Source organism: Acidovorax sp. NPDC077693, assembly GCF_044542805.1.
Classification (GTDB): domain Bacteria; phylum Pseudomonadota; class Gammaproteobacteria; order Burkholderiales; family Burkholderiaceae_C; genus Acidovorax.
The window spans coordinates 243,656-267,083 of record NZ_JBITVD010000010.1; the positions used below are offsets into that span (position 1 = coordinate 243,656).

Below are 23,428 nucleotides of genomic sequence, written 5' to 3' on the forward strand. Positions count from 1 at the left end.
AGCCCCCTGAGTCGCCTGCGGCGCCATCCCCCTCAGGGGGACGCCACCGGTGGCCGGGCAAAGCCCGCTCCACGGTGGCCCTGGCAAGTGCACGCCCATCGCGGGCTTTTCGTTTTTTTGATCCACCCATTTCTGTATTCACATGCCAAGCACGAATCCCCGCAGCTACGACGCCACCCCTTCCCGCAAGGTCGCCTTCCTGGGCCTGGGGGTGATGGGCTATCCGATGGCCGGACACCTCGCGCTGGCGGGGCATGAGGTCACGGTGTACAACCGCACCGCTACCAAATCGATAGCTTGGTGCGCAGAGTACGCGGGCGCCACAGCCCCAAAACATGCACCCACGCCGCGCGAGGCGGCGGCCGGGGCGGACATCGTGTTCTGCTGCGTGGGCAATGACGATGACCTGCGCTCCGTGACGCTCGGTGCCGACGGTGCGTTTGCGGGCATGAAGCCGGGCGCGGTCTTCGTGGACCACACCACCGCGTCGGCCGAGGTGGCGCGCGAGCTGTATGCCGCCGCCAAGGCGCAGGGCCTGCAGTTTGTCGATGCGCCCGTGTCGGGCGGCCAGGCCGGTGCGCAGAACGGGCAGCTCACGGTGATGTGCGGTGGCGACGCCGACGCATTCAACACCGCCCAGCCCGTGGCCGCGGCGTTTGCCCGCGCCTTCACGCTGCTGGGCGACAGCGGCGCGGGCCAGCTGGCGAAGATGGTCAACCAGATCTGCATCGCCGGGCTGGTGCAGGGCCTGTCCGAGGCCGTGGCCTTTGGCCAGAACGCGGGCTTGGACATGAAGCAGGTGCTGGACGTGATCGGCAAGGGCGCGGCCCAGAGCTGGCAGATGGACAACCGCGGCAAGACCATGGTGGACGACAAGTTCGACTTCGGCTTTGCGGTGGACTGGATGCGCAAGGACCTGGGCCTGGTGCTGGACGAGGCCAAGCGCAACGGCTCGCGCGTGCCGGTGACGGCGCTGGTGGACCAGTTCTATGCCGACGTGCAGAAGATGGGCGGCAACCGCTGGGATACGTCGAGCCTGGTCAAGCGGCTGAAATAACTCCCCCTGAGTCGCCTGCGGCGCCTCGGTGGCACGCGCCGCAGGCGCGGCCTCTTCGGCCTGTCCAAGCCTGCGCAGGCAGGCTTGGAGCCGCGGGCCTCAGCCCCCGAGGGGGGACGCACCCGGTGGCCCGGCGGAGCCGGTTCCACGGGTGCGCTGGCTTGTGCAGCGCCAGTTTCACAGCACGGCGCGCAGGGTCGTCGCCAAGAAAAGAATCCCGGCCGCGTGTTGCGCGCCGGGATTTCTTTTTTAGTCAGAGGTCGTGCAGGCTGGCACGCCCGCCCGCTGATCTTCAGCCGCCTGCAGGCCGGGTGTTGTCCGTGGTGACGGGCGCGGGCTGCGGGGCGATGCGGCGCAGTTCTTCTTCCGAGACAATCTCGAACACGCGCACCACCTTGGTCACGCCGCTCACGCCGCGCGCGATGTCGGAGGCGCGGGTGGCTTCGCGCTGCGACACGCGGCCCATCAGGTAGACGATGCCGCGCTCGGTCACCACCTTGAAGGAGTTGGCCGAGATGTCCTTGGCGTCCACCAGACTGGCGCGCACCTTGCCGGTGATGAAGGTGTCGTTGGAGCGCTGGCTCAGCGTGGTGGTGGGCATGACGGCCAGGTCGTTAACCACCGAGCGGGTGTTCTCCACCTGCGAGACGATCTGCTCCACGGTCTGCCGGTCCTGGGCGCTGGCCACTTCGCCGGTCAGCAGGGCCTGGCGGTTGTAGCTGGTCACGTTGACGTGCGCGCGGTCGCCCAACGTTTCGCGGATGCGGGCGGCAGCGCGCAGTTCGATGCCTTCGTCCTCGATCTGCGTGCCGGCCGTGCGGCGGTCGATGGCCATCACGCCACCGACCATCGCGCCGCCGACGATCAGCGGTGCGCAGGCCGACAGGCCCGCAGCCAGGGCGGCTGTGGCGAGCACGGTGCATACGGCACGGGACGCGCGCGATGCACGGCGAAGGGTCGGGTTCATGGTCGTCGTCGTTTGCGTCATAGCGGAATCTCCTGTTCACCAAGTAACTGAGCGTCCACGCCGTCGCTCAGGCAGTGCAGCACCAGGGCATGCACTTCGCGCACACGCGCGGCGCGGTCGTGGGGGACGCTGATCAACACATCGGTCTCGCGCAGCAGCGCCGCCAGCTTGCCGCCCGTGCGGCCGGTGAGGGCCACCACGGTCATGTCGCGCTCATGCGCGGCCTCGGTGGCGGCGATCAGGTTGGCATCGTTGCCGGTGGCCGAGAGCAGCAGCAGCACGTCGCCCGCCTGGCCCAGCGCGCGCACCTGGCGGGCGAACTGCTGCGTGGCGTCGTGCACCGCCCCCGCGCCGACGGCGGCCGAGGTGAGCAAAGTGCTGTCGGACGAGAGGGCCAGCGCGGCCAGCTCCGGACGTTCGCGCTCGAAGCCGGTGACGCAGAAGGCGGCGAACTGCTGGGCTTCGGCGGCCGAGGGGCCGTTGCCGCAGGCCAGGACCTTGCCGCCGCTGGTCACGCAGGCCAGGATGGCCTGCACGGCGGCGGCGATGGGGTGGCTCAGGGCTTGCGCGGCCTGGTACTTCAGGTCGGCGCTGTCGATGAAATGCTGTTGGATGCGTTGCTCAAGCATGAGGGCCCGATGATACCCGCCGCGTGTTACAGCTTTTGTAGCAAACCGTTGCCGCCTGCCGTGGCCTGCAAGTGCTACTGTGCATCGAACGCCGCCTTGATCCACTGCACCGTGCCCTCCAGCAGCACCACGTCGAACCGGCACGGCGGCGGCGATGGCAGGCGCAACAGGTAGTGGCGCGCCGCAAAGACGATGCGCTGCTGCTTGGCGGCGCTGATGCTCGCGCCCGCGCCGCCGAAGGACGTGCTGGCGCGGCTGCGCACCTCCACGAACACCAGCGTGCCGTCCCGATCGCGCATGATGAGGTCGATCTCGCCCCCGCCGCGGCCGGGCGTCCGATAATTGCGCACCACGAGCTGCAGGCCCTGCGCCTGCAGGTACGCCAGGGCCCGGTCTTCTGCCGCATTGCCGCGCTCGCGCGTGGTGGTGCTGGCGGTCGCCGTGGCTGTGGTGCCCGCAGCGCGGCCGGGCGCCACAGGCGTGGCCGCAGCAGACTTCTTTCTTCCAAGGAAATTCATTGAGCGCTTCTTTCGCTTCAGCCCAGAGCGCCGCGCATGAGGCAGCGGCTGCGCAGCATTATCCGCAGGGGGCGCTGTACGTGGTGGCCACGCCCATCGGCAACCTGGCGGACATCACGCTGCGCGCGCTGCACGTGCTGCAGCTGGTGAACGCCGTGGCCTGCGAGGACACGCGCCACACGCAGTCGCTGCTGCGCGCCTACGGCATCGACAAGAACGCCGGTCAGCTGCTGGCCGTGCACCAGCACAACGAGGCCGAGGCCGCGCAGGCCGTGGTGCAGCGGCTGCAGCAAGGCCAGCGCGTGGCCTACGTGAGCGACGCCGGCACCCCGGGCGTGAGCGACCCCGGCGCGCGCCTGGTGGCCGCCGTGCAGGCCGCCGGGCTGCGGGCCGTGCCCCTGCCGGGCGCGAGCAGCGTGACCACGGCGCTGAGCGTGGCGGGTGCGGTGGCGCACAGCACCGAGCACGGCGGCTTTGTGTTTGCGGGTTTTCTGCCGGTCAAGAATGCCGAGCGGGCCGCCGTCATCCACAAGCAGCTGGCCGGCGAGCCCCGCTGCGTGGTGCTGCTGGAGGCCCCGCACCGCATCGGCGAACTGGCCACCGCCCTGGCCGTGCTGGGCGACCGCCCGGTGACGCTGGCGCGCGAGCTGACCAAGCAGTTCGAGGAAGTGACCACCCAGCCCGCGCATGCCCTGGCGGCCTGGCTGGACGGCGGGCCGCAGCGCTCGCGCGGCGAGTTCGTGGTGCTGCTGCACCCGGTGCCCGTGGCGGCCGACGACGGCGAGAGCCTGCGCGTGCTGCGCCTGCTGGTGCGGGAGCTGCCCCTGAAGACCGCCGTGCGGCTGGCGGCCGAGATCACAGGCGCATCGCGCAACGTGCTGTACGACACGGCGCTGGCGTGGAAGCGCGGCGATGCAGCGGGTGTTGAAGACAGCGAAGAGCCGGCAGACTGAATACGGCCTGCATCCAGCATGAAAATGGCCTCTACCGCTTGATAGACAAGCGCTAGCAGCTATAACTTTAGTAGCAAATGGATTCCGGCAGGGACGCCGCCCACGGTGCGGCTGCACCCCGTGCCGCGCGCACCTCGCAACGGCCCGATCAGCCCGATAGCTGAACCCACTGAACCCACCGAACTCACTGAATCGACTGGATCAACTCGATTCAGCGCATCGGCTCACCAACAACTCAGCACTCTCAGCGCGACACGGCCAGTCCCGCCGCCACCCCGCCGAACAGGTCTCCCTCGACCTGCGGCGTGTCCGGGAAAGCTTCCCTCAGTGCCTGCCGCAGCGGCCGCAGCGCGGACGAGCCACCCGTCAGGTAGATGGCGTCCACGCCCTGCGGGCCCAGGCCCGCCTGCTGCACGCAGTCGTGCGCGCAGGCCACCACCTGGGCCAGCGGCTGGGCCAGAAACTGCGACAACCCCTGGGGCGTGACGGCGGCCTGCAGCCCGCGCTCGATCCAGTCGAGCGGCATGGGCGCCTCGGCGTCGGCCAGGGACGCCGCGATCTTGGCCTGCTCCACCGTGTCGGCCATGCGGTGCCCCAGCCGTTCGCGCAGCACGTACATCAGGCGCTCGTACAGGCGCGGGTCCGCGTAGTCGGTGCGCAGGCTCTGCGCGTCGCGCAGCGCCTTGGGCGAGTACAGCCACTGGATCAGGTGCCAGGTCGACAAATCGAAAAACACGCGGCTGGGCACCTCCCGCCCCGAGGGCCCGGTGTGGCGAAAGCCCAGCAGCGGCATCAGCAGGTCCAGGCTGAGGCGGCGGTCGAAGTCCGTGCCGCCCACGTGCACGCCGGTGGTGGCCAGCACGTCGCCGCTGCGGTCGGGCCGCGCAAAGCGGTCCGGCCCCAGCCGCACCACGGTGAAGTCGGACGTACCGCCGCCGATGTCCACCACCAGCACGATGGATTCGCGGGCTATGCGCTGCTCGTAGTCGAGCGCGGCGGCGATGGGCTCCAGCTGGAACGACACCTCGGAAAACCCCGCGTCCACCGCGGCCTGGCGCAGCGCGGCCTCGGCCTGCTGGTCGCGCTCGGCATCGTCGTCCACAAAATGCACCGGCCGCCCCATCACCACGCGCGCGGGCATGCCGCCCAGGTCGTCGCAGGCCTTGCCCACCAGCATCCGCAAAAACAGGCTGATGACGTCCTGGTAGCTCACCAGCTTGTCGTGCACCACGGTCTTGTCCTGCAGCAGCGCGCTGCCCAGCAGGCTCTTGAGCGAGCGCATCAACCGCCCCTCGGTGCCCGCCAGGTACTGCGCCACCGCGTCCCGCCCGAAGTGGGTGCGGTGGTCCTCACCGTTGAAGAACAGCGCCGTGGGCAGCGCGCGCGCCTCGCCCTCCAGCGCGATCATCCGGGCCGGGCCCGTGCCCTGGCGCACCGCCATCGCGGAGTTGGACGTGCCGAAGTCGATACCGAGGGTGGTGTCCTGCAAAAGACGCATGGTCATGAAAATAGGGCAATGAAAGAACGCTTGCAGCAGCAGCACGCGCTCACACACGCTCGGAACCTGCAGACGAAAAAATGAAGAATGGAGGATGAAAAACGGGGCACCAAGCCCCGTGGCTGCCGACCCATGGGCGGCACACCCCAGGCAGTGCTTGCGCAACGTCGGGCCGAAATGATAGTGGCGCCCGCAGCGAGTGCGGCGCAAACACCGGCAAAGGGCCTGGATTCTCCACCATCCGGCGCACACCCGGGCGGTCACCGCCGCGGGCTGCAACGGACTGGTGCGCCGGCCCCTCAGCGTGGGTATCGACGGGGGGTGCCGCTCAAAGGCAGTCCGCGACGAGCTGGAACGCCTGGCCCGAGCCCACCATCGGCTCTGCGGGCGCGCCGGGTGCCGCATGCACCTGCCGCCCGACGGTGGCCAGGAAAGTGCCCGGCGCCACCTCCGAGATGGCGATCACGCCGATGATGGGCCGCTTGCTCTGCGCATGGTCGCCGCAGTGGTGCGACAGGGCCAGGCCCCGCGCGTCGAGCTTCACGCCCACCATCTCGCAGGATTTGAGGGGTGCCGCGAAGTAGGTGCCGCGCCCCACCAGATAGGCATTCATCCGGTCCATGCACACGCGGCGCGGGCCCGAGGCGCCCGAAGCCTTGGGGGCGCCGTCCGCCAGGTCGAAGTCCACGAACTCGTAGAGCCCTGGAGGGAATTTCGCATCCCACTGCCGAAACTGGTCCGGTGTGGGCAACCCCTGCGCTGACGCCAGCGGCGCTGCGGCGGCGATCAATACGGTGGCTATCAAAAGGGTCGATGGACGCATGGCTTCTTTTCCTGTCGGTCGGTCGATGGGTATGTTGGCAGGCTGCCGGTTGGCTCGTCGGTGGTGTTCGGGGATCGCCCGCTCGGCCCGCCCGGCGCCGCAGGGGGCCACACTACACGCTCCCAGGCCATCCCGGCCAACCGCACTCCAAAATCGAAGTGATGGCTCGCATCAGCGCCGACCGCTGTGCATGGCAGGGCGCCTCATGCACCATGGCGGGTTTGTCATCCTTCACCGCCCACCATGAAACTCGCTGCCGTCATCACCACCCTGTCCCTGGCCGCCACCTGCGCGCACGCGCAGTCCAAGCAGGACTTTCAGGCCGCACTCGACCGCGAGATGCATGTCATCGACGCGGCCACGGTGGCCACCTGCAGCGCCCTGCACCCGGACCTGGCCCAGGACATCGACAAGAACTGGCGCCAGAACCTCGCCGCGCTGTCGGCCGACCTTACCGAGTACCGCAAGACCGACGCCTTTGCCAAGGCGAAGGCCAAGTACGAGCAGGAACAAACCCTCGAAGCCAGAAAGCCCGCGAACCAGAAGGTGTTTCAAGGCACCTGCAAGGCGATGGCCGGGCGATAGCGACGTCTGCGGGCGCCCAGCGCCGTGTGCGGCATGATGCCGGCACCTCTGGCGCGCCGGTGCTGCCAGAGACCCGGCCCGTTGACCCGGGGCACGGCGCCCCCAACCCGAGGATTGCCCCATGACCGCCCCTTCGACACCCGATACCCCGCCGCGCGTGGCCCTGGTGACCGGCTCCACATCGGGCATCGGCGCCGCCATTGCGCGCAGGCTCCGCCGCGAGGGCTATGCGGTGGTCCTGCACTCCCGCAGCTCGGCCGACACGGGGCGCGCCATGGCCGCCGAGCTGGTGCAGGCAACGTATGTGCAGGCGGACCTAGCGCTCGAAACCGACCGAATCCGGCTGGTCGACGAGGCCATGGGCGCCTGGGGGCAGCTCGACGTGCTGGTCAACAACGCCGGCATCAGCCGCGTCATCCCGCACGGCGACCTGGCGGCGGCCACGTCGGCGGTGTGGCATGAGCTGCACGAGGTCAATGTCGTGGCGCCCTTTCACCTCGTCGCCCTGGCCGAGCCCGCCCTGCGCGCGGCGGCGCAGCGTGGCCGCGCGGGCAGCGTCGTCAACATCAGCTCGCACGCAGGCGTGCGCCCGAAGGGTGCGTCCATTCCGTATGCGGTGAGCAAGGCGTCGCTCAACCACCTGACCCGCCTGCTGGCCCTGTCGCTCGGGCCGGACATCCGCGTCAACGCCGTGGCGCCGGGCCTGGTCGACACGCCGCTCACGGCCGACTGGACCGCCGCGCAGGCCCTGTGGCGCGAACGCGCCCCCATGCACCGCGCGGCCAGCGCCGACGACATCGCCCACGCCGTGGCGATGCTGGTGGCCTCCGACTATCTGACCGGGGAAGTGCTGCTGTCGGACGGTGGCTTGAACCTGACGTGAGGCCAGCGGGGCCGCACCCGCGGCCACCGGGCCACCGGGCCACCGGGCCACCGGGCTGCCAAGTAGGACGGCATCCATTGTGTGCAGCGGCGGCCCGCGCCCGCACCGCCAGCACGGGTTGCGATTTAAGATGCGCGCGTTTCCCGCCCGCGGGAAACAGCGAGCGGCCATGGAGCCCACGCACGCCTGCACAGCAGGGATGCGATGCAGGCTGGAGCCGACCGGTATCCCCTCACTACAGCTGCACACCATGGACTACCTGCAAACGCTCGCGGCCGACCCCGCCGCCTGGATCGCCCTGGCCACCCTCATTGCGATGGAGGTGGTGCTGGGGATCGACAACCTGATCTTCATCTCCATCCTCACCAACAAGCTGCCCGAGAAGGACCGCGCCCGCGCGCGCAACATCGGCATCGGGGCTGCACTGGTCATGCGGCTGGCGTTGCTGGGCACCATCGCCTTCATCGTCGGCCTGACCGAAACGGTGTTCACGCTCTTCGGCAAAGGCTTCTCCTGGCGCGACGTGATCCTGATCGCCGGGGGCCTCTTCCTGGTCTGGAAGGCCACCAAGGAAATCCACCACAGCGTGGACCCCGACCCCGGCCCCGACGTGTTCACCCCGCAAGGCCCGGGCCTGACCACGGCGGCAGCCATCGGGCAGATCCTGATGCTGGATCTGGTGTTCTCCATCGACAGCATCATCACGGCGGTGGGCATGACCCCCCACATCCCCATCATGGTGATCGCGATCCTGGTCACCGTCGCCGTGATGCTGTTCGCCGCCACGCCGCTGGCCAACTTCATCCAGGCCAACCCCACCATCGTGATGCTGGCGCTGGGCTTTCTGCTCCTGATCGGCACCACGCTGATCGCGGAAGGCTTTGGCGCGCCGATCCCCAAGGGCTACATCTACGCAGCGATGGCGTTCTCAGCGCTGGTCGAGGTGCTCAACATGGTGTCGCGCCGGGCGCGGCAGCGGCGCTCCGCGAAGTAACGACCGGGCCGGGCCGCGCTGCGCAGCGTTGCGTTGCGTTGCGTTGCAGTGCAGTGCAGTGCAGTGCAGTTCAGTGCAGTGCAGTGGGGCAATCAGCCCCCGTTGCCCCATCGCGGCACACCGGCCGGGTTATTTGTCGAACCCGCCCCGGTACCCAGCACTGCTCGGCTCAACGATGTCGCTGGCCGCCTCCGCAGTGCCCATGGCCGAGCTGGCATTCAGGTTCGGGCCGGCGGAATACTTCTCGCTGATGGTTCCAGGGCTTGTCGGTGCGGCCGTGCTCGCCCCGGGCTCGCTGCTAGAAAGCCGTGGGCATGATCCTTCTGGGCCTGGTGCTGGGGCTGGCGGGCACGGACGGCAACTCCGGCACGGCCCGCTATTCCCTCAGCGTGCCGGAACTCACCGACGGCCTCCACTTCGTGGCCCTGGCGATGGGCGTCTTCGGCTTTGCGGAAATCACCGCCAACGTCGAGCAGTGCGAGCACCGCGAGCCCTTCGGAAGAAAACCTGCGCGGGCCCCTGCTGCTCTCGCGCGGCGAGATCAAAGCCCTTGCCTCAGCCCGCACCTCAGCCCATGCCACCGGCACACCCAGGCTAGCGGCCCTCGCCCATTAAAGCGTTGGAAGGCAACATCTCGTCCAGCAGCTTGCGCGCCGTCTCCACGCCGGCCACGGGCAGGCCTGCGGGGTCGAGCAGGCCGACCTGCACCAGCACGCTGGCCTGGTCCCAGTAGATGTGCTCGTGGTAGAGCTTGTCGCCGCGGAACTTCACCACCGCCAGCAGCGGTATCTCCACACGCCGGCCCGTGGGCGCCACGCCGGGCAGCATCCACGGGATCTCGGTGGTGTGGGTAAAGCTAAAGAGCATTTCGTCGACCACCTGCGTGGCCCCGACCGTGCGGGAGATCGGGGTGAGGCTCGTGTCCGGCGGGTTGCTGTTGACGAAGTGGCGTGTGTAGAAGTCGTGCAGGTGCTTGTAACCCACTCCGCCCGTCATGGTGGGGATGTGGTTCACATACGGCTCGGCCACCATGGTCGCCATGGTGGCGTCCACATCACGGGTGGCGAACTCGTATTCGCAATGCTTGTCCCACAGCGCCGACAGGTCGTAGTGCGGGCCCATCTCGCGCCGCAGCGCGGCCACGCTGCGCTGGTGCGCCATGAGGGCCGACGGCTTGTGGAAGTGGTCGCCGCCCACGCGGGCGAAGGCATGGTCGGTGCCGGGGTAGACGTACAGCTCCACGTTCTCGCGGCCCGACAGGGCCTGCACGATGGTGTCCCGCGCAGGCGGCGGACAGAAGCCGTCGAGCTCGGCGATGTGCAGCACCAGGCGGCAACGGATGCCGGGCGCCTCGGCCAGCGCGGCCTCGATGCCCACGCCGTAGTAGCCCACGGCCACGTCGGCGTCGGTGCGGCAGGCCGCCAGATAGGCGAGCTTGCCGCCCAGGCAAAAGCCCAGCACACCGACCTTGCCCGGGCCGGCCGCGCTGCCCGCGCTGCCCGCGCTCTGGACCTCTGGCCGCGCGCGCAGGGCGGTGATGGCGGTTTGCAGGTCGTCCACGCCCTTGGCTTCATCGAAGCCCTGGTACAGCGCGAATGCGCGCGGCATGTCGCTGGCGGCGTCCAGCTCGACCTCGGGCTCCTGCCGCCAGAACAGGTCCGGCACCAGCACCACATAGCCTTCTTCTGCGTAGTAGTCGGCCACGTCGCGCATGGTGGCATTGACGCCAAAAATCTCCTGCGCAATCACCAGGCCGGGACCGCTGCCGCTGGCAGGGGTGGCGAGGTAGGCGCGAAAGCGGCCGCTGCCGTCGGCGGCGTCCAGCGTGGTCCATTGTCCTGGCATGGGATGTCCTTCTTGGTGGGGTAAGAGTCGGAGCGAATTCTTTCAGACACCGGTGCCGGCTGCGGCGCGGGCGGCCAGCGGCGCACCGGCAGCTGCACCCGCATGCCGGGCCAGCAACTGCCGGGTGACCACAGCATAGTCGGCGGGGTTCACCGGCTCCAGCCATTGCCTGAAACGCGTGACGGCGCCGAGCGGCAAGCCCATGTCCTGCAGCAGCTCGTCGATGTTGTGCACCGAGAACGGGATGATGTTGGTGCCCTTGGAATGCTTGCCATCGGTGCGCTCCTCCATCCAGGCCAGGCGCCGGTCGATCTGCGCATTCATGTCGGCCTGGGACGGCAGCTGCAGGCCGCCGCGCAGGTGGTTGGCCAGCCACAACGCACCCACCTCGCAGTTGAGCTGGCTGAAGAACGAGGAGTTGTAGCCATTGAAGGCCAGGCGCGGCATGCCCACCGGCAGGATGGAGCGGTACAGCCGGAAGTTGCCGCGCGCATCGGTGATGCGCTGCATCACGCCAGTGTCGAAGAACGGCACCTGCTGGTGCCAGCCGGTGCCGCAGACCACGATGTCGGCCGGCACCGTCTCGCCATTGCTCAGTACCGCCTGGCCGGGCTGCAGCTCGCGGATGGTCACGCCCTTGCGCACGCCGAGCGCTCCCGCGGCCACCTTTTCGTAAAAGCCGTCGGTCACCAGGCTCACCGTGCTGCGGGCGATGGTCTCCAGCGGTGTGCCCGGGTGCAGGCCGATCTCGCGCAGCTTCAGCTGCCGGGTGACCACCGACTCCACACTGCCCAGCATGGAGTTGCGCACCGGCAGGCCCGCACCATGCAGGAATTTTTCGAAGCCCTTGGGCTCGATGTACTTGAACAGCGCCTCGCCCATGCGCGTGAGCAGCAGGAACTTGAAGTTCAGCACGTTCATGAACTTCTTCGGGATCTTCCAGATCAGGTGGCGCGCGAGCACTGTGGTGCTGGCGCTGTCGGCCGCAATGGCGTTGGCCACGTCGCACGACGACTTGCCGTAGCCCACCACCAGCACGTGCTTGCCGCGTGCAGCGCTCGCGTCGTTGAACTGGCTGGTATGGCACACACGCCCGCCGCCCGCCACGAAGGCGTCCGCACCCGGATAGTGCGGCACCGCCGGTTCGCTGAAGATGCCATTGCACACCACCAGGTAGTCGAAGCGGTGGGTCTGCGTTTGCGTTTGCGCTTGCATGGGCGTCACGCCATCGCCCTGTCCTTGACTTTGCGCAGGCCGCGTTTGCACCGTCCACGTGCCGGCATCTTCATCCAGTACCGCCCGCTCCACCACCGTGGACATGCGCAGGTGGGGCACCAGGCCGAAGTGCTCTGCATACGATTGCAGATAGGCCTGCACCTGCTGGCCCGACGGCCATTCGGGGTAGTGCGCCGGCATCGGAAAGTCCGACAGCGCGTAGGTGGTGCGCGGGTTCTGCGTGGTCAGGCCCGGATAGCGGCGCGACGCGGCCCACACGCCGCCCACGTCGGGCTCTTTTTCGAACACCGTTACTTCAAAGCCGAAGGCGCGCAGCACCTTGGCGGTGGACAGGCCAGCAAAGCCGGCACCGACGATGCCTACGGATCGAATGGTCATGGCGACTGCTCCTTCACGACATCAGCTGAGGAATGGCGGGGGTATAGGACTCGGGGCCCATGGCCGAGTAGCCGCCGTCGCAGGCATAGTCGGCCCCCGTCACGAAACTGGCCAGGTCCGAGCACAGGAACAGCACCACGTTGGCCACTTCGGCCGGGTCGCCCACGCGGCGCAGCAGGTGAAACGGCGCGGCCACGCGGTCGGTCTTGGCGCGGTCGCCGCCGGTGAGCTGGTCCATGATGGCCGACCACGTCCAGCCCGGGGAGACGCTGTTCACGCGCACACCTTCTCCCGCCAGGTCCATGGCCATGCTGCGCGTCAGCTGCACCATGGCGGCCTTGCCCACGGGGTAGAGCCAGCGCCCGGTCTGCGCCACGCCCGAGGAAATGCTGGTGAAGTTGACCACCGCACCGCCGCCCGCGCGCTGAAAATGCGGGCGCACGGCCTTGAGCACCATCACCGCGCTGACCAGGTTCACGTTGAGCGAAGCCAGCCAGTCCTCCCGCGGCGATGCAATGCCATCGTCCAGATAGGAGCAGGCCAGGTTCACCAGGTAGTGGACCCCGCCGTGGCGCTCTGCAGCTTCGGCCACGCAGGCGGCGATCTCCGCGTCGCTGGTGATGTCGGTGCGCCGAAACAGCACGCCGGCACCCAGTTCATCCGCCAATGCCTGCCCGGCTTCTGCGTTGATGTCGGCCACCATGACCCTCACCCCCGCCTGGTGCAGTGCGCGCACCACCCCGGCCCCGATGAGCGTGGCGCCCCCCGTCACGATGGCGCTCTTGCCGCGCATTCCTTCGAACCCCTGGACCATGATGGTGACTCCTGTGCGTTGCGCCCCGGGCAGTGCGCCCGGCAGCCTTTGCTGCGCTGCAGCAGCGCTCACACGCTGACACAGTCGCGCCCGATGCCCCGGGGTAACGCTCTTGCGCAGGGCTCGGGGCCTGCACAAGAATAGAAAAGGAGCCGGCCCGACCGCATCCGGAAAGCGCAGGCGGTATCCCTAAAACGCAGGATTTCGTTCGCACCGCCGCCGTGGCGCACTGGCTGCATGCAGCACACGATCCACCGACCGACCGACCGACGCACGCCCACGCCGCCAAGACCATGGACATCGCCCCGCAGAGCACCGCCGCCGACCGGCTACCGCTGCAGCGCTATCGCCTGTTCGACAGCCACGACCTGGACGAAGCGCGGGAGTTCGTGGGCCGCGTGTTCTGCCCGCACGACCTGGCCACCCTGCACCCCGGCGACAGGCTGGACGCATGCCACCACAGCGCCCCGCTGCACCGCCATGTCAGCCTGAACTATGTGCAGTACGGCCCTGCGGTGCGGATCGAGCCCGGGTACCTGCGCAGTTTTTATTTGCTGCAGATACCGCTGCGCGGCGGCGCCACGGTCCGCTGCGGCGGGCAAACGGTGGAGTCGCACACGCTGATGGCCTCGGTACCCTCGCCCACCGAGCCGCTGTCCATGCGCTGGCATGAAGACAGCCCGCAGTTCATCGTCAAGATTGAGCGCGACGCGCTGCACGCCCGCTTGTCGGACCTGCTGCAAGCGCCGGTGCAGCAGCCCCTGGTGTTCGACCTGGGCATGGACCTGGCCAACCCCGCACTCATGGGCATGGCCAGCTTCATCGCCTACCTGCGTTCGGCGGTGGAAACCAGTGCGTTCCTGCTGGGGCACCCGGTGCTGGCGGAACAGGCCGAGAACCACCTGCTCACCAGCCTGCTGCTGTCCGCGCAGCACAACCATTCGGCAGTGCTCGCCGCTGGCGCAGGCGCGGGCGCATCCACAGCCGGCGCCGGTCGCATGGTGCTGCCACGTGCCGTCAAGCGCGCGCAGGAGTTCATGCACAGCCAACTGGAGCTGCCCATCACCCTGGCCGACGTGTGCGCCCACGTGGGCACCAGCGCCCGGTCGTTGCAGCAGGCCTTTGCCCAATGCACAGGCAAAAGCCCCATGGCCTTTCTGCGCGACCTGCGGCTGGATGCCGCCCGCGCCGCACTGCAGCAGCCCACCAGCGCAGACCGCGCCCCGCACGTAGCGGACATTGCAGCGCGCTATGGGTTCTTTCATCTGGGGCACTTTGCAGTGGGCTACCGCAAGCGGTTTGGAGAGACGCCGTCGGATACGCGGCAGCGGGGGTGTGGGGGGCACTGATTGAGCCGGGGATTCGGAGGCCGACGCCGAGGGAGTAGTCGATGTGACGTGGCCGGCGAACCCAGGGGAATACGTCGTCGGGTCAGAAAAGCAAAAGCCCAGTTGGATTGAACTGGGGCTTATCGGATTTGGTGGCTTAGGCTCTACAAGAAGGCGCCCAGAAGCACGCGCGGAATCTAGAAACTATTATTTGATAGCACCACAGTGCTCCCCCAGAGTTCCCCCAAATTCGACAAAGTACGGTCATACGATTGACGCTCAATCGGAGGCCTCACAAGAGAGCAAAGCCTGAAACGTTGCGTCACCTTGCGTGTCCGTTGTGGGCTGCGGACTAGGGCAAGATGAGTTCCGTGTCCTTTTCGGGAATAGTCAATCTGACGCCAGGTTTGGGCAATGGCGTGCCGTTGACCGATTTCGCCGCAATCAGCCATCGGTCTCCCCAACGCAACTGCACTTCTACGGACAAGGTATTCACCGCGCGTTCGCAAATAGGCTGCGGGTCTGCGCCGGTCAGTTTTTCGAGACGCTTCGCTGCTGCAATTACGGTCGCACAGGTGCTTGTCGGAACCAGAATTTCAACGGTTCCGGGCAGTCGCAAACCGACTTGAGATGCCACGACTGCGGTCACATACCTGGGTCCCGCCACAGCCATAACAATCAACCCTGACGAGAAAAAACATAGGGCCAATACAGCCACAGGGGCAGCGCGCACATAGGTGACAGCTGCATTTGCGCATATCAACACCACAGTTGCGCCGCACCATAATGCAATCGTCCAAACCCCGGGGTCGCCGAGGAGGCCAAGCCTAGCCGAATGTGCCCCAATCAAGAGGACTCCGAGAGACACCAACGGACCTCCCAATAGCAACGCGACTATTGCCAAGAGGAAGCCCTCTGTCTCCCTCCTAGGCTGCTCACGCCAGAGCCTCGCAAGTGTCCAGACTATTGCGCACAGACCGCAAACGGCGCACAACACAGAAAACCACAACCCTAACGGCCGGAAAAAGATTCCCATCAACAAGAAGAATGGACCCAGTTGCCCGAGAAGGGTGGTTCTCCAATTAAGGTTCTTTACCTCATATACAACCGCTGTCGCCACAACGCCGAACATCAAGACCGTTATCAAGGTCCAGAGCAACAAGAGCCACACCGACGAAATACCGGCCAAACCCAAAAGCCCGAGCAAATTAGTTGGCACATAGCCAACGAAGATCAGGTATCCAAGCAAAGGCATGCAGCCGACTACAAAAAACAGCGCACCTACCCATTTCCAAGGCAGCCCGCTCGTTACCGCCTCGACCTTCCGCATGGTGCTCAGTATCGCTGGCTCACGTCTTTCGGCTTGACTCAGTCGAGTGCGCCAACGCGCGGACCAATCAGCCCGCCCTGCCTTTTGATTTGTCATGTCCCCTCCATCGAATCAAATTGAAAAACCCTCGTCAGCCATCGCAATGTCATCATTCGGGGCTCGTGATTTCAAATCGCATGGCACGGCCAAAGTTGGATGACCTCGGCGTCATTACCGCATGTGTAGAGCTCAAACACATGCTGATTCGCTTCGTTTATCCGCGGCCAAATGGCAAAAGTACGCGCCAATCGCGATAATGCCCTGTTCTCGCACATCTTCAACTAGGCCAGGGATGGAGTCCCACCACAGAACAAACAGGGCGCTCGCGCTGTGTCACTGATGAGGAAGCGAACGCGTACTGGCCAACGCGCATCCCACGGTGATAGGTGCCATAGATATTGCCTTGCTAACGGGGCAACGGCCGACCGATGTGCTTAAGATCAAGCGCACCGATATTCGGGATGGCGCATTGTGGATCCTGCAGAACAAGACCGGAGCACGCCTGGGGCATCGAGATTACCGGCGAGCTGGCGGCCGTCATGGGCCGCATCAACCAGCGACCCAGGAAGGCCATTAGCGCGTCTTTGTCGGGAGATTTGGGCGAAGGCCGCGACCGACACCGGCGACCTTGCTCACTCGCAGAAGCTGCTGGCGTAAAAGAATCGGGAGATGACCGAGCACTACGCGAACGCTCGGATGGGTGAACGGGTGCGCCCGCTCCGCTAGTGCAGCAGAATGGTCGCCACCCGATGGAGACCTACCCATGTCCGTGCCTGCAATCCCTTCGCTGGTCTTTGTACCCAGCGAAGATCCATATGACCCTGAGGCTCTATACGCAATTGCGACCGCTTACGCTCGCGCGGGGCTGCTGGTGAGCGACTACGGCAAGCGCTGTGAGGAAATGGCTTTGACCTTCCCGGCAGTCGTTTGCTCCAGCTTCGCACTCGAGCTTTTTCTGAAGTTCTTTTTGATGGTGGACCTTATTGACCGAGGAGAGTCATCGGAAAAAGTCAGCTTTGGCCACGCCATCCCTCCACTATGGTCAAAGGTGGCGCCCGCACACAAAACGCTCATCGGAGGGATGTTCGGTCACTTAAACCCAGAACCCTATTCAACAGGCCCCGACATTCGCCTTGAATCTTTTGAAAGGGCTCTTGAAACCCTTGGGAAACAGCCTTTCGTGCAATGGCGATATGCGCATGAACTGAAGGGACCGCAACTGATGTCGCATGCCACGATCAGCCTTGTGGTCGATACCTTCTGGCGAGCCGCCGCATACATCGTGCAAAGGAACCGAAGCCAATGGCAGCCGGGAGTGGCACCGGATGCAACGTGGGTTGAATCAACCTCGCTCCGCTGAATTGTAAAAACCGACGTTGAATGTAGAAGCGCCCCAGAACCCTTTCGGGCGCTGGGGCGCATGCTGACTGGTGGCCTGGGGCGGAATCGAACCACCGACACAAGGATTTTCAATCCTCTGCTCTACCGACTGAGCTACCGGGCCTGAGCCTCAAATTATAACCAGAAAAAAGGGCTTTCTGGCGATGAACGGAAATTTTTGACGATGCCTGAAGATCAACCGCGCTTGCCGCGGCCCAGGTCCACGCCCAGCTGGCGCAGTTTGCGGTACAGGTGGGTGCGTTCCAGGCCGGTCTTTTCGGCCACGCGGGTCATGGAGCCGCCTTCGCGGGCCAGGTGGAATTCGAAGTAGGCCTTCTCAAAGCCGTCGCGCGCTTCGCGCAGGGGGCGGTCGAGGTCGAAGCCCTGGTGGGCGTGGGGGCCGGCGTCCACGCCGGCCATCACCGTCGACACGGCAGGCAGTTGCGCAAAGGTGGGGTCGGCCGGGGGCTGGACGGGTGCCTGGGCGGCGGCGGCAGGTGCGGCCTGGTGGGCGGCGTTGCGGGCCAGGCCCTGCTCTACTGCCTTGAGCAGCTTTTGCAGGGTGATGGGCTTTTCCAGGAAGGAGAAGGCGCCGATGCGGGTGGCTTCGACCGCGGTGTCGATGGTGGCGTGGCCGCTCATCATGATCACGGGCATGGTCAGCACGCCGGCGGTGGCCCATTCCTTGAGCAGGGAGACGCCATCGGTGTCGGGCATCCAGATGTCGAGCAGCACCAGGTCGTAGCTGTTCCCGGCCCGGGCGCTGCGCGCCTGGGTGGCGTTTTCTGCAAGGTCTACGCTGTGACCTTCGTCGTTCAGGATTTCCGACAGCAGATCACGAATGCCGAGCTCATCGTCGACCACCAGAATGTTTGCCATGTGTGTAGAAACGCCTTGGGAAGTACTGCGGGGCGGTGTTGTTATGCCGCCAACGCTGGTTCAGGGGCGAATGATAACGACACTTGGGCCCCGCGCACCACGCCATCTTCGGTGCGGTTGGACAGGTCGATGCGTGCGCCGTGCTCGTCGGCGATCTTTTTGACCACGGCCAGACCCAGGCCGGTGCCGCGTGGCTTGGTGGTGACATAGGGCTCGAAAGCGCGTTGCAGGATGTGCGCCGGAAAGCCGCCGCCACTGTCTGCCACTGTGAGCCGCACGCGGCGTGAAGACTCACTCCAGCGGGTGCTGATGCGCACGGGCGGCAGCGGCTCGGTGGCTGTGGCGCGCGCTTGCTCGGTAGAGTCCTGGGCGTTTTGCAGGAGGTTGTGGACGACCTGGCGCAGCTGCTGGGCATCGCCCGCTATCGAGGGGCAACGCGGGTCCAGCTCGGCTTCCACGCGGACCGTGGCGTTCTCTTCGCCGTAGAGGTTCAGCACGTCGGTGACCAGCGCATTGATGTCCAGCAGCTGCAATTCCGCGGCGGGCAGGCGGGCGTAGTCGCGAAACTCGTTGACCAGCCGCTTCATCGCGTCGACCTGGTCGACGATGGTCTTGACGGACTTGGTCAGCACGGCCTGTTCGGGTGCCGGCAGCTTGCCGGCGAGCTTCATTTCCAGGCGTTCGGCCGACAACTGGATGGGTGTCAGGGGGTTCTTGATTTCGTGTGCGAGGCGGCGCGCCACCTCGCCCCAGGCCTGCGCACGCTGTGCAGAAACAATCTCTGAAATGTCGTCAAAAACCAACAGTCGAGCGGAATCGGGCAGTTCTGCGCCCCGCGCGACCAGGCTGGTGGCGTGCTGCCCCACGCCGGTGGACGACGCATGCAGCTCGAAGGGTTGCTGCCAATGATCCAGCCCGTGGCGTTCGTTGTCGCCCAGGAAGGCGTCGAAGTGGCCCTGCACGGACGCCGCGAACTCGGACAAGCCGGGCACTTCTGCCAGCGCCCGCCCTTCGTAGGCGGCCATGGGCGCGCGCAGGATGCGGGTGGCGCCGGGGTTGGACGAGCGGATCACGCCGCGCTCGTCCAGCACGATGACGCCGGCGGTGAGGTTGTCGAGGATGGTCTGCAGGTTGGCGCGCGCGGCATCGACCTCGCCCATGCTCAGCTCCACCGCCTGGCGGGCGTCGGCCAGCTGCTGCGTCATGAGCGCGAACGACCGCGTCAGGCCGCCCAGTTCGTCCTTGCCCTGCAGCGCGGCCTTGGGGCTCAGGTTGCCTGCCGCCACTTCGCGAACGCCTTCGGCCAGCACCAAGAGGGGCCGCACCAACTGGTTGCCCAGCAGCACGGCCAGCAGCACCGCGCCGAACACGGCCAGAAACAGGCTCAGTGTGAGCGTGCCGACGTACATGCGCCGCAGGCCGCCGCGGGACAGGGCTCGTTCCTGGTACTCGCGGTTGGCCTCCTGCACGGCGATGGCATTGGCTACCAGCGCGGCTGGCAGCGGCAATGTGGCCTGCAGGTAGCGCGGCTCGGCCAGCAGGCCCACGCTGGGGTTGCTGACGAGTGCCAGCACCTTCACCCGCGCGTTCTGCGCGGCGGCGGGGTCGGAGACATCGTCCAGCCCCTCGATCAGGGCGCTGGCGCGCTGCTGGCGCACGGTGCGCAGCAGCGACACGCTGGGGCGCTCGGGGTTGAGGCTGAAGCGGGACTGGCCGGCGCTGGCCACCGCCTGGCCCGCCGCGTTCCAGAGCACGACGTCGCTGGCACCCAACTGGTCGCGGATGCGCTCCAGGACCAGCCCGGCCGCGGCGTCGGGCACCTGGGCCACCTGGGCCGCGGCGTTGCGGGTTTTGGAGGCCATGTCGGCGGCCAGCGAATCGAGGGACACCCGGGCCAGGTTGACCCCGGCGGACAGCGCGCCCTCGACCTTCACGTCGAACCAGCTTTCGATCGAGCGGGTGACGAACTGGTAGGACACCACGTAGATCAGCAGCCCCGGCATGAGGCCCACCAGCGCAAAGATGGCGGCCAGCTTGACCAGCAGCCGGCTGCCGAAGCGCCCCTTGCGCAGCCGCATGGCCAGGCGCACCGCCACCCAGGCCAGCACCGCCAGCAGCAGCAGCGCCACCAGCACGTTCACCCCGAAGAGCCAGGCGTAGTTGCGCTCGTACAGGGCGCGGTTATTGGTGGCCAGCGTGAGCAGGAACAGCAGTACCAGCCCGATGGCCGACATGATGGCCGCGCCCACCCCCACCGCCCAACGCACAGCGCGGGACTGGCGGGCCGCCGCGTGGGCAGAGGCGGAGGGGGACGGGCTGGAGGGTTCGGAACTCACTTGGCGGGCTCGGGAGCGCCGATGCGCTGGCTGCGCGACACCAGCAGGTTCCAGCCCGTGCGGCCTACGGCACCGATCTGGAAGGGCCGAGGGAGTTGAGAGGTGTCGAGCCGGAACCGGAAGTGGACGGTGTGGACCGCGTCGGCATCCATGACGTCGCCATCGGCGATCTTCCACCTTGAAAAGCGCTGTATGGCGGCCATCGCATCTTCATATTCGTCAAACGTCTGGCCCAGCACCACGCCCAGCCCGCTGTTGGTGAAGGGGACGGGGGAAATGTTCAGCCGCCACCGGCGGGTCAGGGGCTGGTAACTTAGGCGCAGATAGCGGCTGGTTTCTGCCACTTGGCGGTCGTACCAGTACCAGCGGTCGCGGGTGACCTGGGCCTCGGCCACAAAGTACATGGGGATGCCTTTGTAGAGGGCATCCTCGGCCAGCTCGGGCAACGCGACCTGCAGGTTGGCGCTCAGGTACAGGCCGTCTTCGGTGCGGTCGATCCGCAGGTCGCCCACTTCGGGGACGGAGGATGAGGCCGCCAGCGCGGTGGATGCGAGGAAAAGGCAGCCCCACAGCACCAGGATCCAGCCACACAGCAGGTGCCAATGGGCCCGTGGAGGCTCATTGCGGCGATTTCTGCAACAGTGCGTAAAAAAATCCGTCGTGGTCACCGAACTGATTGTCCGGGACAGCCCCGGCCTTGTCCCCATTACCGGGAATTAAATGCCCGGGCGACGGCAGCAATTGCGCATCGGTGTTGTGCGCAAGAAACGTTTGAACCTGCCCGTCTCCCTCGGCGCGGAACACGGAACAGGTGCAGTACAGCAGCCGCCCGCCAGGGCGCACCAGCGGCCACAAGGCCGCCAGCAGCTGCGCCTGCAGCACCGCCAGCTGGGCGATGTCGCTCTCGCGGCGCAGCCAGCGCACATCGGGATGGCGCCGCACGATGCCCGACGCCGTGCAGGGCGCATCCAGCAAGATGGCATCGAAAAGCGCGCCGCCGCAGTGCTGCTGCCACCAGCCCTCGGGGCGCGCGGCATCGGCCACCAGCACGTTTGCCTGCAGTCCCAGCCGCTGCAGGGTTTCACCAATGCGCGCGCTGCGCACCGGGTCGATCTCCAGCGCGGTCACCTGCAGGGGCGCACCGGCACCGGCCATTTCCAGCAGGTGGGCGGTCTTGCCGCCCGGGGCGGCGCAGGCGTCCAGCACCCGCAGGGGCTGAGACAGGTCCAGCCCGTTCAGCAACAGAGGCGCCGCCAGCTGGGCAGCCGCGTCCTGCACGGACACCTGGCCGTCGCCAAAGCCCGGCAAGGCCTGCACCGGCACGGGCTGGCGCAGCTCCAGCCCTGACGGGCCCACCGGCTTTGCTTCCAAATTAATAGCGCTTAGCGCTTGCTGGTAGAGCGGTAGCGTGCTTTTTTGTGCATTGACCCGCAGCGTCATGGGCGCGTGGGTGTTGTTGGCCTGCAGGATCTGCTCCCAGTGCGCGGGGTGGTCCTTGCGCAAGCGCGCTATCCACCAGGCGGGGTGGTTCCAGCGCGCCAGCGGATCGGCGTCGGTGCCTTGTACCAGCGCGGCTTGCTCGCGCAGGAATCTGCGCAGGCAGCCGTTGATGAAGGACGCCTGTGCGCGCGTGGCGGTGTGGCGCTTGGCGGCCTCGACCGACTGGTTCACCAGGGTGAAGGGCTCGTAGGGAGATTCCTGCGGGTTCCAGCACAGCGCCAGGGCGGTGCAGAGCAAGGCGTCTGCGGCCGGGGGCGGCGTGCGCGGCACCATGGCCCGGCGCAGCGCTTCGGCGCGCCCGGCCTGGCGCAGCACCTGGAACAGCAGCGCCTGCACGCCGGGGCGCAGGGCCGCGTCCACCGCCGCCAGCGCCGCTGTGCCGGACTGGCCGGACCGAATGGCCTGCAGCGCGGCGGCCACGGCCAGCAGTTGCTGCCACAGCGCCACGGGCTGCTGCTGCGGCGGCGGTTGGTGGCCGGCCGATGGCGCGCTGTTGCGGTGGCCAGCGGGCGCAGGGCCTGCACCCTGCGGGCGCCGCGGGGCACGGGGCGCACCGCCGTGGGAATGTGAGGGGCTCATCATGTTGGGTCCTTGCGGTCAGGGGCTACAGCCCACGCGCCGCCTTGAAGCCGAACGCCCAGGCCAGCAGGTTGGCCGGGAACTGGGCGATGGCTTCGTTGTACTGGACCACTGCGTCGTTGAAGACGGCGATGGCCTGTTCGTTCTGCTGTATGTGGTCGTTCCAGCGCACCGGCCAGAACAACGCGGGCGGTACCTCGGCCAGCGGGGCCGCGCCCTCTTCCCCCTCCTCTTCGGCCGGTGTGGCTGTGGTCGCCACCGCCACCGCCACCGCCACCGGCTCTTCGGCCGCCTGTGCCGCCGACGGGGCGGGAGCCGGCTGTGCAGCGGCCGCGGCTTCCTGTGCCTTGCGCAGCGCGCCGGGCCAGCTGGCATGCAGCACATCGCGCGCAGCAGCCAGCGCTGCCATCGCATCGGCACGCAAGGGCCGGGCACGGGCCACGGCCAGCGACGCACTCAGCTGGGTGGTGGCGCCCTGCAGCGCTGCGATCTCCTGGTCTGCCGGCGGCGGCATCGCCCCGTCGCGCTGCACGGCGCAGGACGCATGAAACTCACCCAGCAGCGCCATCAGGCGCACCATGTGCGCGTCAAAACTGCCGAACGACTGCACGACGGCCGAGCGCAACCGCATCAGCCGGTTGTAGGCCCCCAGCGCCCAGAACAGTGCGATGGCAAAGACGATCCAGAAAAGAGGCGATGACCACATGCAATGCACATCTGCCGGCGGCGCCCACGTGGCGCGCACGGCCCGAAGAAGAGATGAACGGAAAAAGAGGCACCATGAAAAACGCTCCCGGCCTGCCTGGGACAGGACGGGAGCGCTTCAATGACGGCCCGGGGGCTCGGGGCAGCGGCGAACAAGTCCCTCGCGCATGGC

21 protein-coding genes, 1 tRNA gene and 1 pseudogene are annotated in these 23,428 nt (G+C 67.1%); 8 read left to right on the forward strand and 15 right to left on the reverse strand.

The features are described from left to right. Nucleotides 1-142 precede the first annotated feature (142 nt). Complete coding sequence (locus tag ACIGHN_RS16145) at nucleotides 143-1,057, forward strand: NAD(P)-dependent oxidoreductase (RefSeq protein WP_396505167.1); 915 nt, start codon at nucleotides 143-145, stop codon at nucleotides 1,055-1,057. 292 nt (nucleotides 1,058-1,349) lie between these two features. Here the strand turns inward: ACIGHN_RS16145 and ACIGHN_RS16150 are convergent, their stop codons facing one another. From ACIGHN_RS16150 to ACIGHN_RS16160, 3 genes are all read right to left on the reverse strand, one after another. Beyond that, nucleotides 1,350-2,024, reverse strand: a complete 675-nt coding sequence (locus tag ACIGHN_RS16150) for a BON domain-containing protein (protein WP_056410035.1) — start codon at nucleotides 2,022-2,024, stop codon at nucleotides 1,350-1,352. 17 nt (nucleotides 2,025-2,041) lie between these two features. Continuing rightward, the gene (locus ACIGHN_RS16155; protein WP_056410037.1) at nucleotides 2,042-2,653 is read right to left on the reverse strand and encodes an SIS domain-containing protein; all 612 of its coding nucleotides are present in this window, start codon (nucleotides 2,651-2,653) and stop codon (nucleotides 2,042-2,044) included. 74 nt (nucleotides 2,654-2,727) lie between these two features. Then, nucleotides 2,728-3,171: a YraN family protein gene (locus ACIGHN_RS16160; protein ID WP_396505168.1), complete on the reverse strand. Its 444-nt coding sequence runs from the start codon at nucleotides 3,169-3,171 to the stop codon at nucleotides 2,728-2,730. Here ACIGHN_RS16160 and rsmI point away from each other — a divergent pair. Further along, the gene (gene rsmI / locus ACIGHN_RS16165; protein WP_396505169.1) at nucleotides 3,171-4,124 is read left to right on the forward strand and encodes a 16S rRNA (cytidine(1402)-2'-O)-methyltransferase; all 954 of its coding nucleotides are present in this window, start codon (nucleotides 3,171-3,173) and stop codon (nucleotides 4,122-4,124) included. The genes ACIGHN_RS16160 and rsmI overlap by 1 nt on opposite strands. 244 nt (nucleotides 4,125-4,368) lie before the next feature. Here rsmI and ACIGHN_RS16170 read toward each other — a convergent pair whose 3' ends face one another. Both ACIGHN_RS16170 and ACIGHN_RS16175 read right to left on the reverse strand, forming a co-directional pair. Continuing rightward, nucleotides 4,369-5,622: an Hsp70 family protein gene (locus tag ACIGHN_RS16170; RefSeq protein WP_082485860.1), complete on the reverse strand. Its 1,254-nt coding sequence runs from the start codon at nucleotides 5,620-5,622 to the stop codon at nucleotides 4,369-4,371. A 328-nt stretch (nucleotides 5,623-5,950) separates the two neighbouring features. Further along, a complete protein-coding gene (locus ACIGHN_RS16175) occupies nucleotides 5,951-6,445 on the reverse strand; it encodes a hypothetical protein (RefSeq protein ID WP_396505170.1) in 495 nt (164 codons plus the stop codon). A 243-nt stretch (nucleotides 6,446-6,688) separates the two neighbouring features. Here ACIGHN_RS16175 and ACIGHN_RS16180 point away from each other — a divergent pair, with 243 nt between their 5' ends. The 4 genes and pseudogenes from ACIGHN_RS16180 to ACIGHN_RS16195 all read left to right on the forward strand — a co-directional run. Then, the gene (locus tag ACIGHN_RS16180) at nucleotides 6,689-7,030 is read left to right on the forward strand and encodes a hypothetical protein (protein WP_056410043.1); all 342 of its coding nucleotides are present in this window, start codon (nucleotides 6,689-6,691) and stop codon (nucleotides 7,028-7,030) included. Nucleotides 7,031-7,151: 121 nt separating this feature from the next. Continuing rightward, nucleotides 7,152-7,913: an SDR family NAD(P)-dependent oxidoreductase gene (locus ACIGHN_RS16185; RefSeq protein ID WP_396505171.1), complete on the forward strand. Its 762-nt coding sequence runs from the start codon at nucleotides 7,152-7,154 to the stop codon at nucleotides 7,911-7,913. A gap of 250 nt (nucleotides 7,914-8,163) precedes the next feature. Beyond that, nucleotides 8,164-8,907, forward strand: a complete 744-nt coding sequence (locus ACIGHN_RS16190; RefSeq protein ID WP_056410047.1) for a TerC family protein — start codon at nucleotides 8,164-8,166, stop codon at nucleotides 8,905-8,907. Nucleotides 8,908-9,076: 169 nt separating this feature from the next. Further along, nucleotides 9,077-9,404: pseudogene (locus ACIGHN_RS16195) on the forward strand (tripartite tricarboxylate transporter permease); the annotation flags it as partial. Between the two features lie 97 nt (nucleotides 9,405-9,501). Here the strand turns inward: ACIGHN_RS16195 and ACIGHN_RS16200 are convergent. Genes ACIGHN_RS16200 through ACIGHN_RS16210 form a run of 3 tightly spaced genes read right to left on the reverse strand, consistent with a single transcriptional unit; the run spans nucleotide 9,502 to nucleotide 13,180 of the window. Then, nucleotides 9,502-10,752: a dienelactone hydrolase family protein gene (locus ACIGHN_RS16200; protein ID WP_396505172.1), complete on the reverse strand. Its 1,251-nt coding sequence runs from the start codon at nucleotides 10,750-10,752 to the stop codon at nucleotides 9,502-9,504. A 42-nt stretch (nucleotides 10,753-10,794) separates the two neighbouring features. After that, nucleotides 10,795-12,366 (reverse strand): flavin-containing monooxygenase, encoded by a 1,572-nt coding sequence (locus ACIGHN_RS16205; RefSeq protein ID WP_396505173.1) that lies wholly within the window; start codon nucleotides 12,364-12,366, stop codon nucleotides 10,795-10,797. Between the two features lie 13 nt (nucleotides 12,367-12,379). Next, entirely contained in the window at nucleotides 12,380-13,180 is an 801-nt protein-coding gene (locus ACIGHN_RS16210) for an SDR family oxidoreductase (RefSeq protein ID WP_396505174.1), read from the reverse strand. 293 nt (nucleotides 13,181-13,473) lie between these two features. On the opposite strand from ACIGHN_RS16210, the gene ACIGHN_RS16215 reads away from it, so the two are divergent. Beyond that, entirely contained in the window at nucleotides 13,474-14,529 is a 1,056-nt protein-coding gene (locus tag ACIGHN_RS16215) for an AraC family transcriptional regulator (protein ID WP_396505175.1), read from the forward strand. 331 nt (nucleotides 14,530-14,860) lie between these two features. On the opposite strand, the gene ACIGHN_RS16220 is transcribed toward ACIGHN_RS16215, so the two are convergent. After that, nucleotides 14,861-15,934 (reverse strand): hypothetical protein, encoded by a 1,074-nt coding sequence (locus ACIGHN_RS16220; protein WP_396505176.1) that lies wholly within the window; start codon nucleotides 15,932-15,934, stop codon nucleotides 14,861-14,863. A 706-nt stretch (nucleotides 15,935-16,640) separates the two neighbouring features. Here ACIGHN_RS16220 and ACIGHN_RS16225 point away from each other — a divergent pair. Then, entirely contained in the window at nucleotides 16,641-17,237 is a 597-nt protein-coding gene (locus ACIGHN_RS16225) for a hypothetical protein (protein WP_156371989.1), read from the forward strand. Nucleotides 17,238-17,305: 68 nt separating this feature from the next. On the opposite strand, the gene ACIGHN_RS16230 is transcribed toward ACIGHN_RS16225, so the two are convergent. From ACIGHN_RS16230 to ACIGHN_RS16255, 6 genes are all read right to left on the reverse strand, one after another. Further along, nucleotides 17,306-17,381, reverse strand: a tRNA-Phe gene (locus ACIGHN_RS16230). Nucleotides 17,382-17,452: 71 nt separating this feature from the next. Then, nucleotides 17,453-18,136: a response regulator gene (locus ACIGHN_RS16235; RefSeq protein WP_056422728.1), complete on the reverse strand. Its 684-nt coding sequence runs from the start codon at nucleotides 18,134-18,136 to the stop codon at nucleotides 17,453-17,455. A 41-nt stretch (nucleotides 18,137-18,177) separates the two neighbouring features. Next, on the reverse strand, nucleotides 18,178-20,472 hold the full coding sequence (locus ACIGHN_RS16240; RefSeq protein WP_396505177.1) for an ATP-binding protein: 2,295 nt from the start codon (nucleotides 20,470-20,472) through the stop codon (nucleotides 18,178-18,180). After that, nucleotides 20,469-21,047 (reverse strand): DUF4390 domain-containing protein, encoded by a 579-nt coding sequence (locus tag ACIGHN_RS16245; RefSeq protein WP_396505178.1) that lies wholly within the window; start codon nucleotides 21,045-21,047, stop codon nucleotides 20,469-20,471. The genes ACIGHN_RS16240 and ACIGHN_RS16245 overlap by 4 nt, the downstream gene beginning before the upstream one ends. A 43-nt stretch (nucleotides 21,048-21,090) precedes the next feature. Next, nucleotides 21,091-22,551, reverse strand: a complete 1,461-nt coding sequence (rsmB, locus tag ACIGHN_RS16250) for a 16S rRNA (cytosine(967)-C(5))-methyltransferase RsmB (RefSeq protein ID WP_396505179.1) — start codon at nucleotides 22,549-22,551, stop codon at nucleotides 21,091-21,093. 25 nt (nucleotides 22,552-22,576) lie between these two features. Beyond that, the gene (locus ACIGHN_RS16255) at nucleotides 22,577-23,257 is read right to left on the reverse strand and encodes a LemA family protein (RefSeq protein ID WP_396505180.1); all 681 of its coding nucleotides are present in this window, start codon (nucleotides 23,255-23,257) and stop codon (nucleotides 22,577-22,579) included. Between the last annotated feature and the right edge of the window lie 171 nt (nucleotides 23,258-23,428).

What these genes read in the sequence shown, in the direction of transcription:
- ACIGHN_RS16150 (WP_056410035.1), bottom strand. Translation starts at nt 2,024, where the DNA reads ATGAACCCGACCCTTCGCCGTGCATCGCGCGCGTCCCGTGCCGTATGC.
- ACIGHN_RS16180 (WP_056410043.1), top strand. Translation starts at nt 6,689, where the DNA reads ATGAAACTCGCTGCCGTCATCACCACCCTGTCCCTGGCCGCCACCTGC.
- ACIGHN_RS16155 (WP_056410037.1), bottom strand. Translation starts at nt 2,653, where the DNA reads ATGCTTGAGCAACGCATCCAACAGCATTTCATCGACAGCGCCGACCTG.
- ACIGHN_RS16160 (WP_396505168.1), bottom strand. Translation starts at nt 3,171, where the DNA reads ATGAATTTCCTTGGAAGAAAGAAGTCTGCTGCGGCCACGCCTGTGGCG.
- ACIGHN_RS16220 (WP_396505176.1), bottom strand. Translation starts at nt 15,934, where the DNA reads ATGACAAATCAAAAGGCAGGGCGGGCTGATTGGTCCGCGCGTTGGCGC.
- ACIGHN_RS16145 (WP_396505167.1), top strand. Translation starts at nt 143, where the DNA reads ATGCCAAGCACGAATCCCCGCAGCTACGACGCCACCCCTTCCCGCAAG.
- ACIGHN_RS16190 (WP_056410047.1), top strand. Translation starts at nt 8,164, where the DNA reads ATGGACTACCTGCAAACGCTCGCGGCCGACCCCGCCGCCTGGATCGCC.
- ACIGHN_RS16200 (WP_396505172.1), bottom strand. Translation starts at nt 10,752, where the DNA reads ATGCCAGGACAATGGACCACGCTGGACGCCGCCGACGGCAGCGGCCGC.
- ACIGHN_RS16255 (WP_396505180.1), bottom strand. Translation starts at nt 23,257, where the DNA reads ATGTGGTCATCGCCTCTTTTCTGGATCGTCTTTGCCATCGCACTGTTC.
- rsmB (WP_396505179.1), bottom strand. Translation starts at nt 22,551, where the DNA reads ATGAGCCCCTCACATTCCCACGGCGGTGCGCCCCGTGCCCCGCGGCGC.
- ACIGHN_RS16185 (WP_396505171.1), top strand. Translation starts at nt 7,152, where the DNA reads ATGACCGCCCCTTCGACACCCGATACCCCGCCGCGCGTGGCCCTGGTG.
- ACIGHN_RS16175 (WP_396505170.1), bottom strand. Translation starts at nt 6,445, where the DNA reads ATGCGTCCATCGACCCTTTTGATAGCCACCGTATTGATCGCCGCCGCA.
- ACIGHN_RS16215 (WP_396505175.1), top strand. Translation starts at nt 13,474, where the DNA reads ATGGACATCGCCCCGCAGAGCACCGCCGCCGACCGGCTACCGCTGCAG.
- ACIGHN_RS16170 (WP_082485860.1), bottom strand. Translation starts at nt 5,622, where the DNA reads ATGCGTCTTTTGCAGGACACCACCCTCGGTATCGACTTCGGCACGTCC.
- ACIGHN_RS16225 (WP_156371989.1), top strand. Translation starts at nt 16,641, where the DNA reads ATGTCCGTGCCTGCAATCCCTTCGCTGGTCTTTGTACCCAGCGAAGAT.
- ACIGHN_RS16210 (WP_396505174.1), bottom strand. Translation starts at nt 13,180, where the DNA reads ATGGTCCAGGGGTTCGAAGGAATGCGCGGCAAGAGCGCCATCGTGACG.
- ACIGHN_RS16235 (WP_056422728.1), bottom strand. Translation starts at nt 18,136, where the DNA reads ATGGCAAACATTCTGGTGGTCGACGATGAGCTCGGCATTCGTGATCTG.
- ACIGHN_RS16205 (WP_396505173.1), bottom strand. Translation starts at nt 12,366, where the DNA reads ATGACCATTCGATCCGTAGGCATCGTCGGTGCCGGCTTTGCTGGCCTG.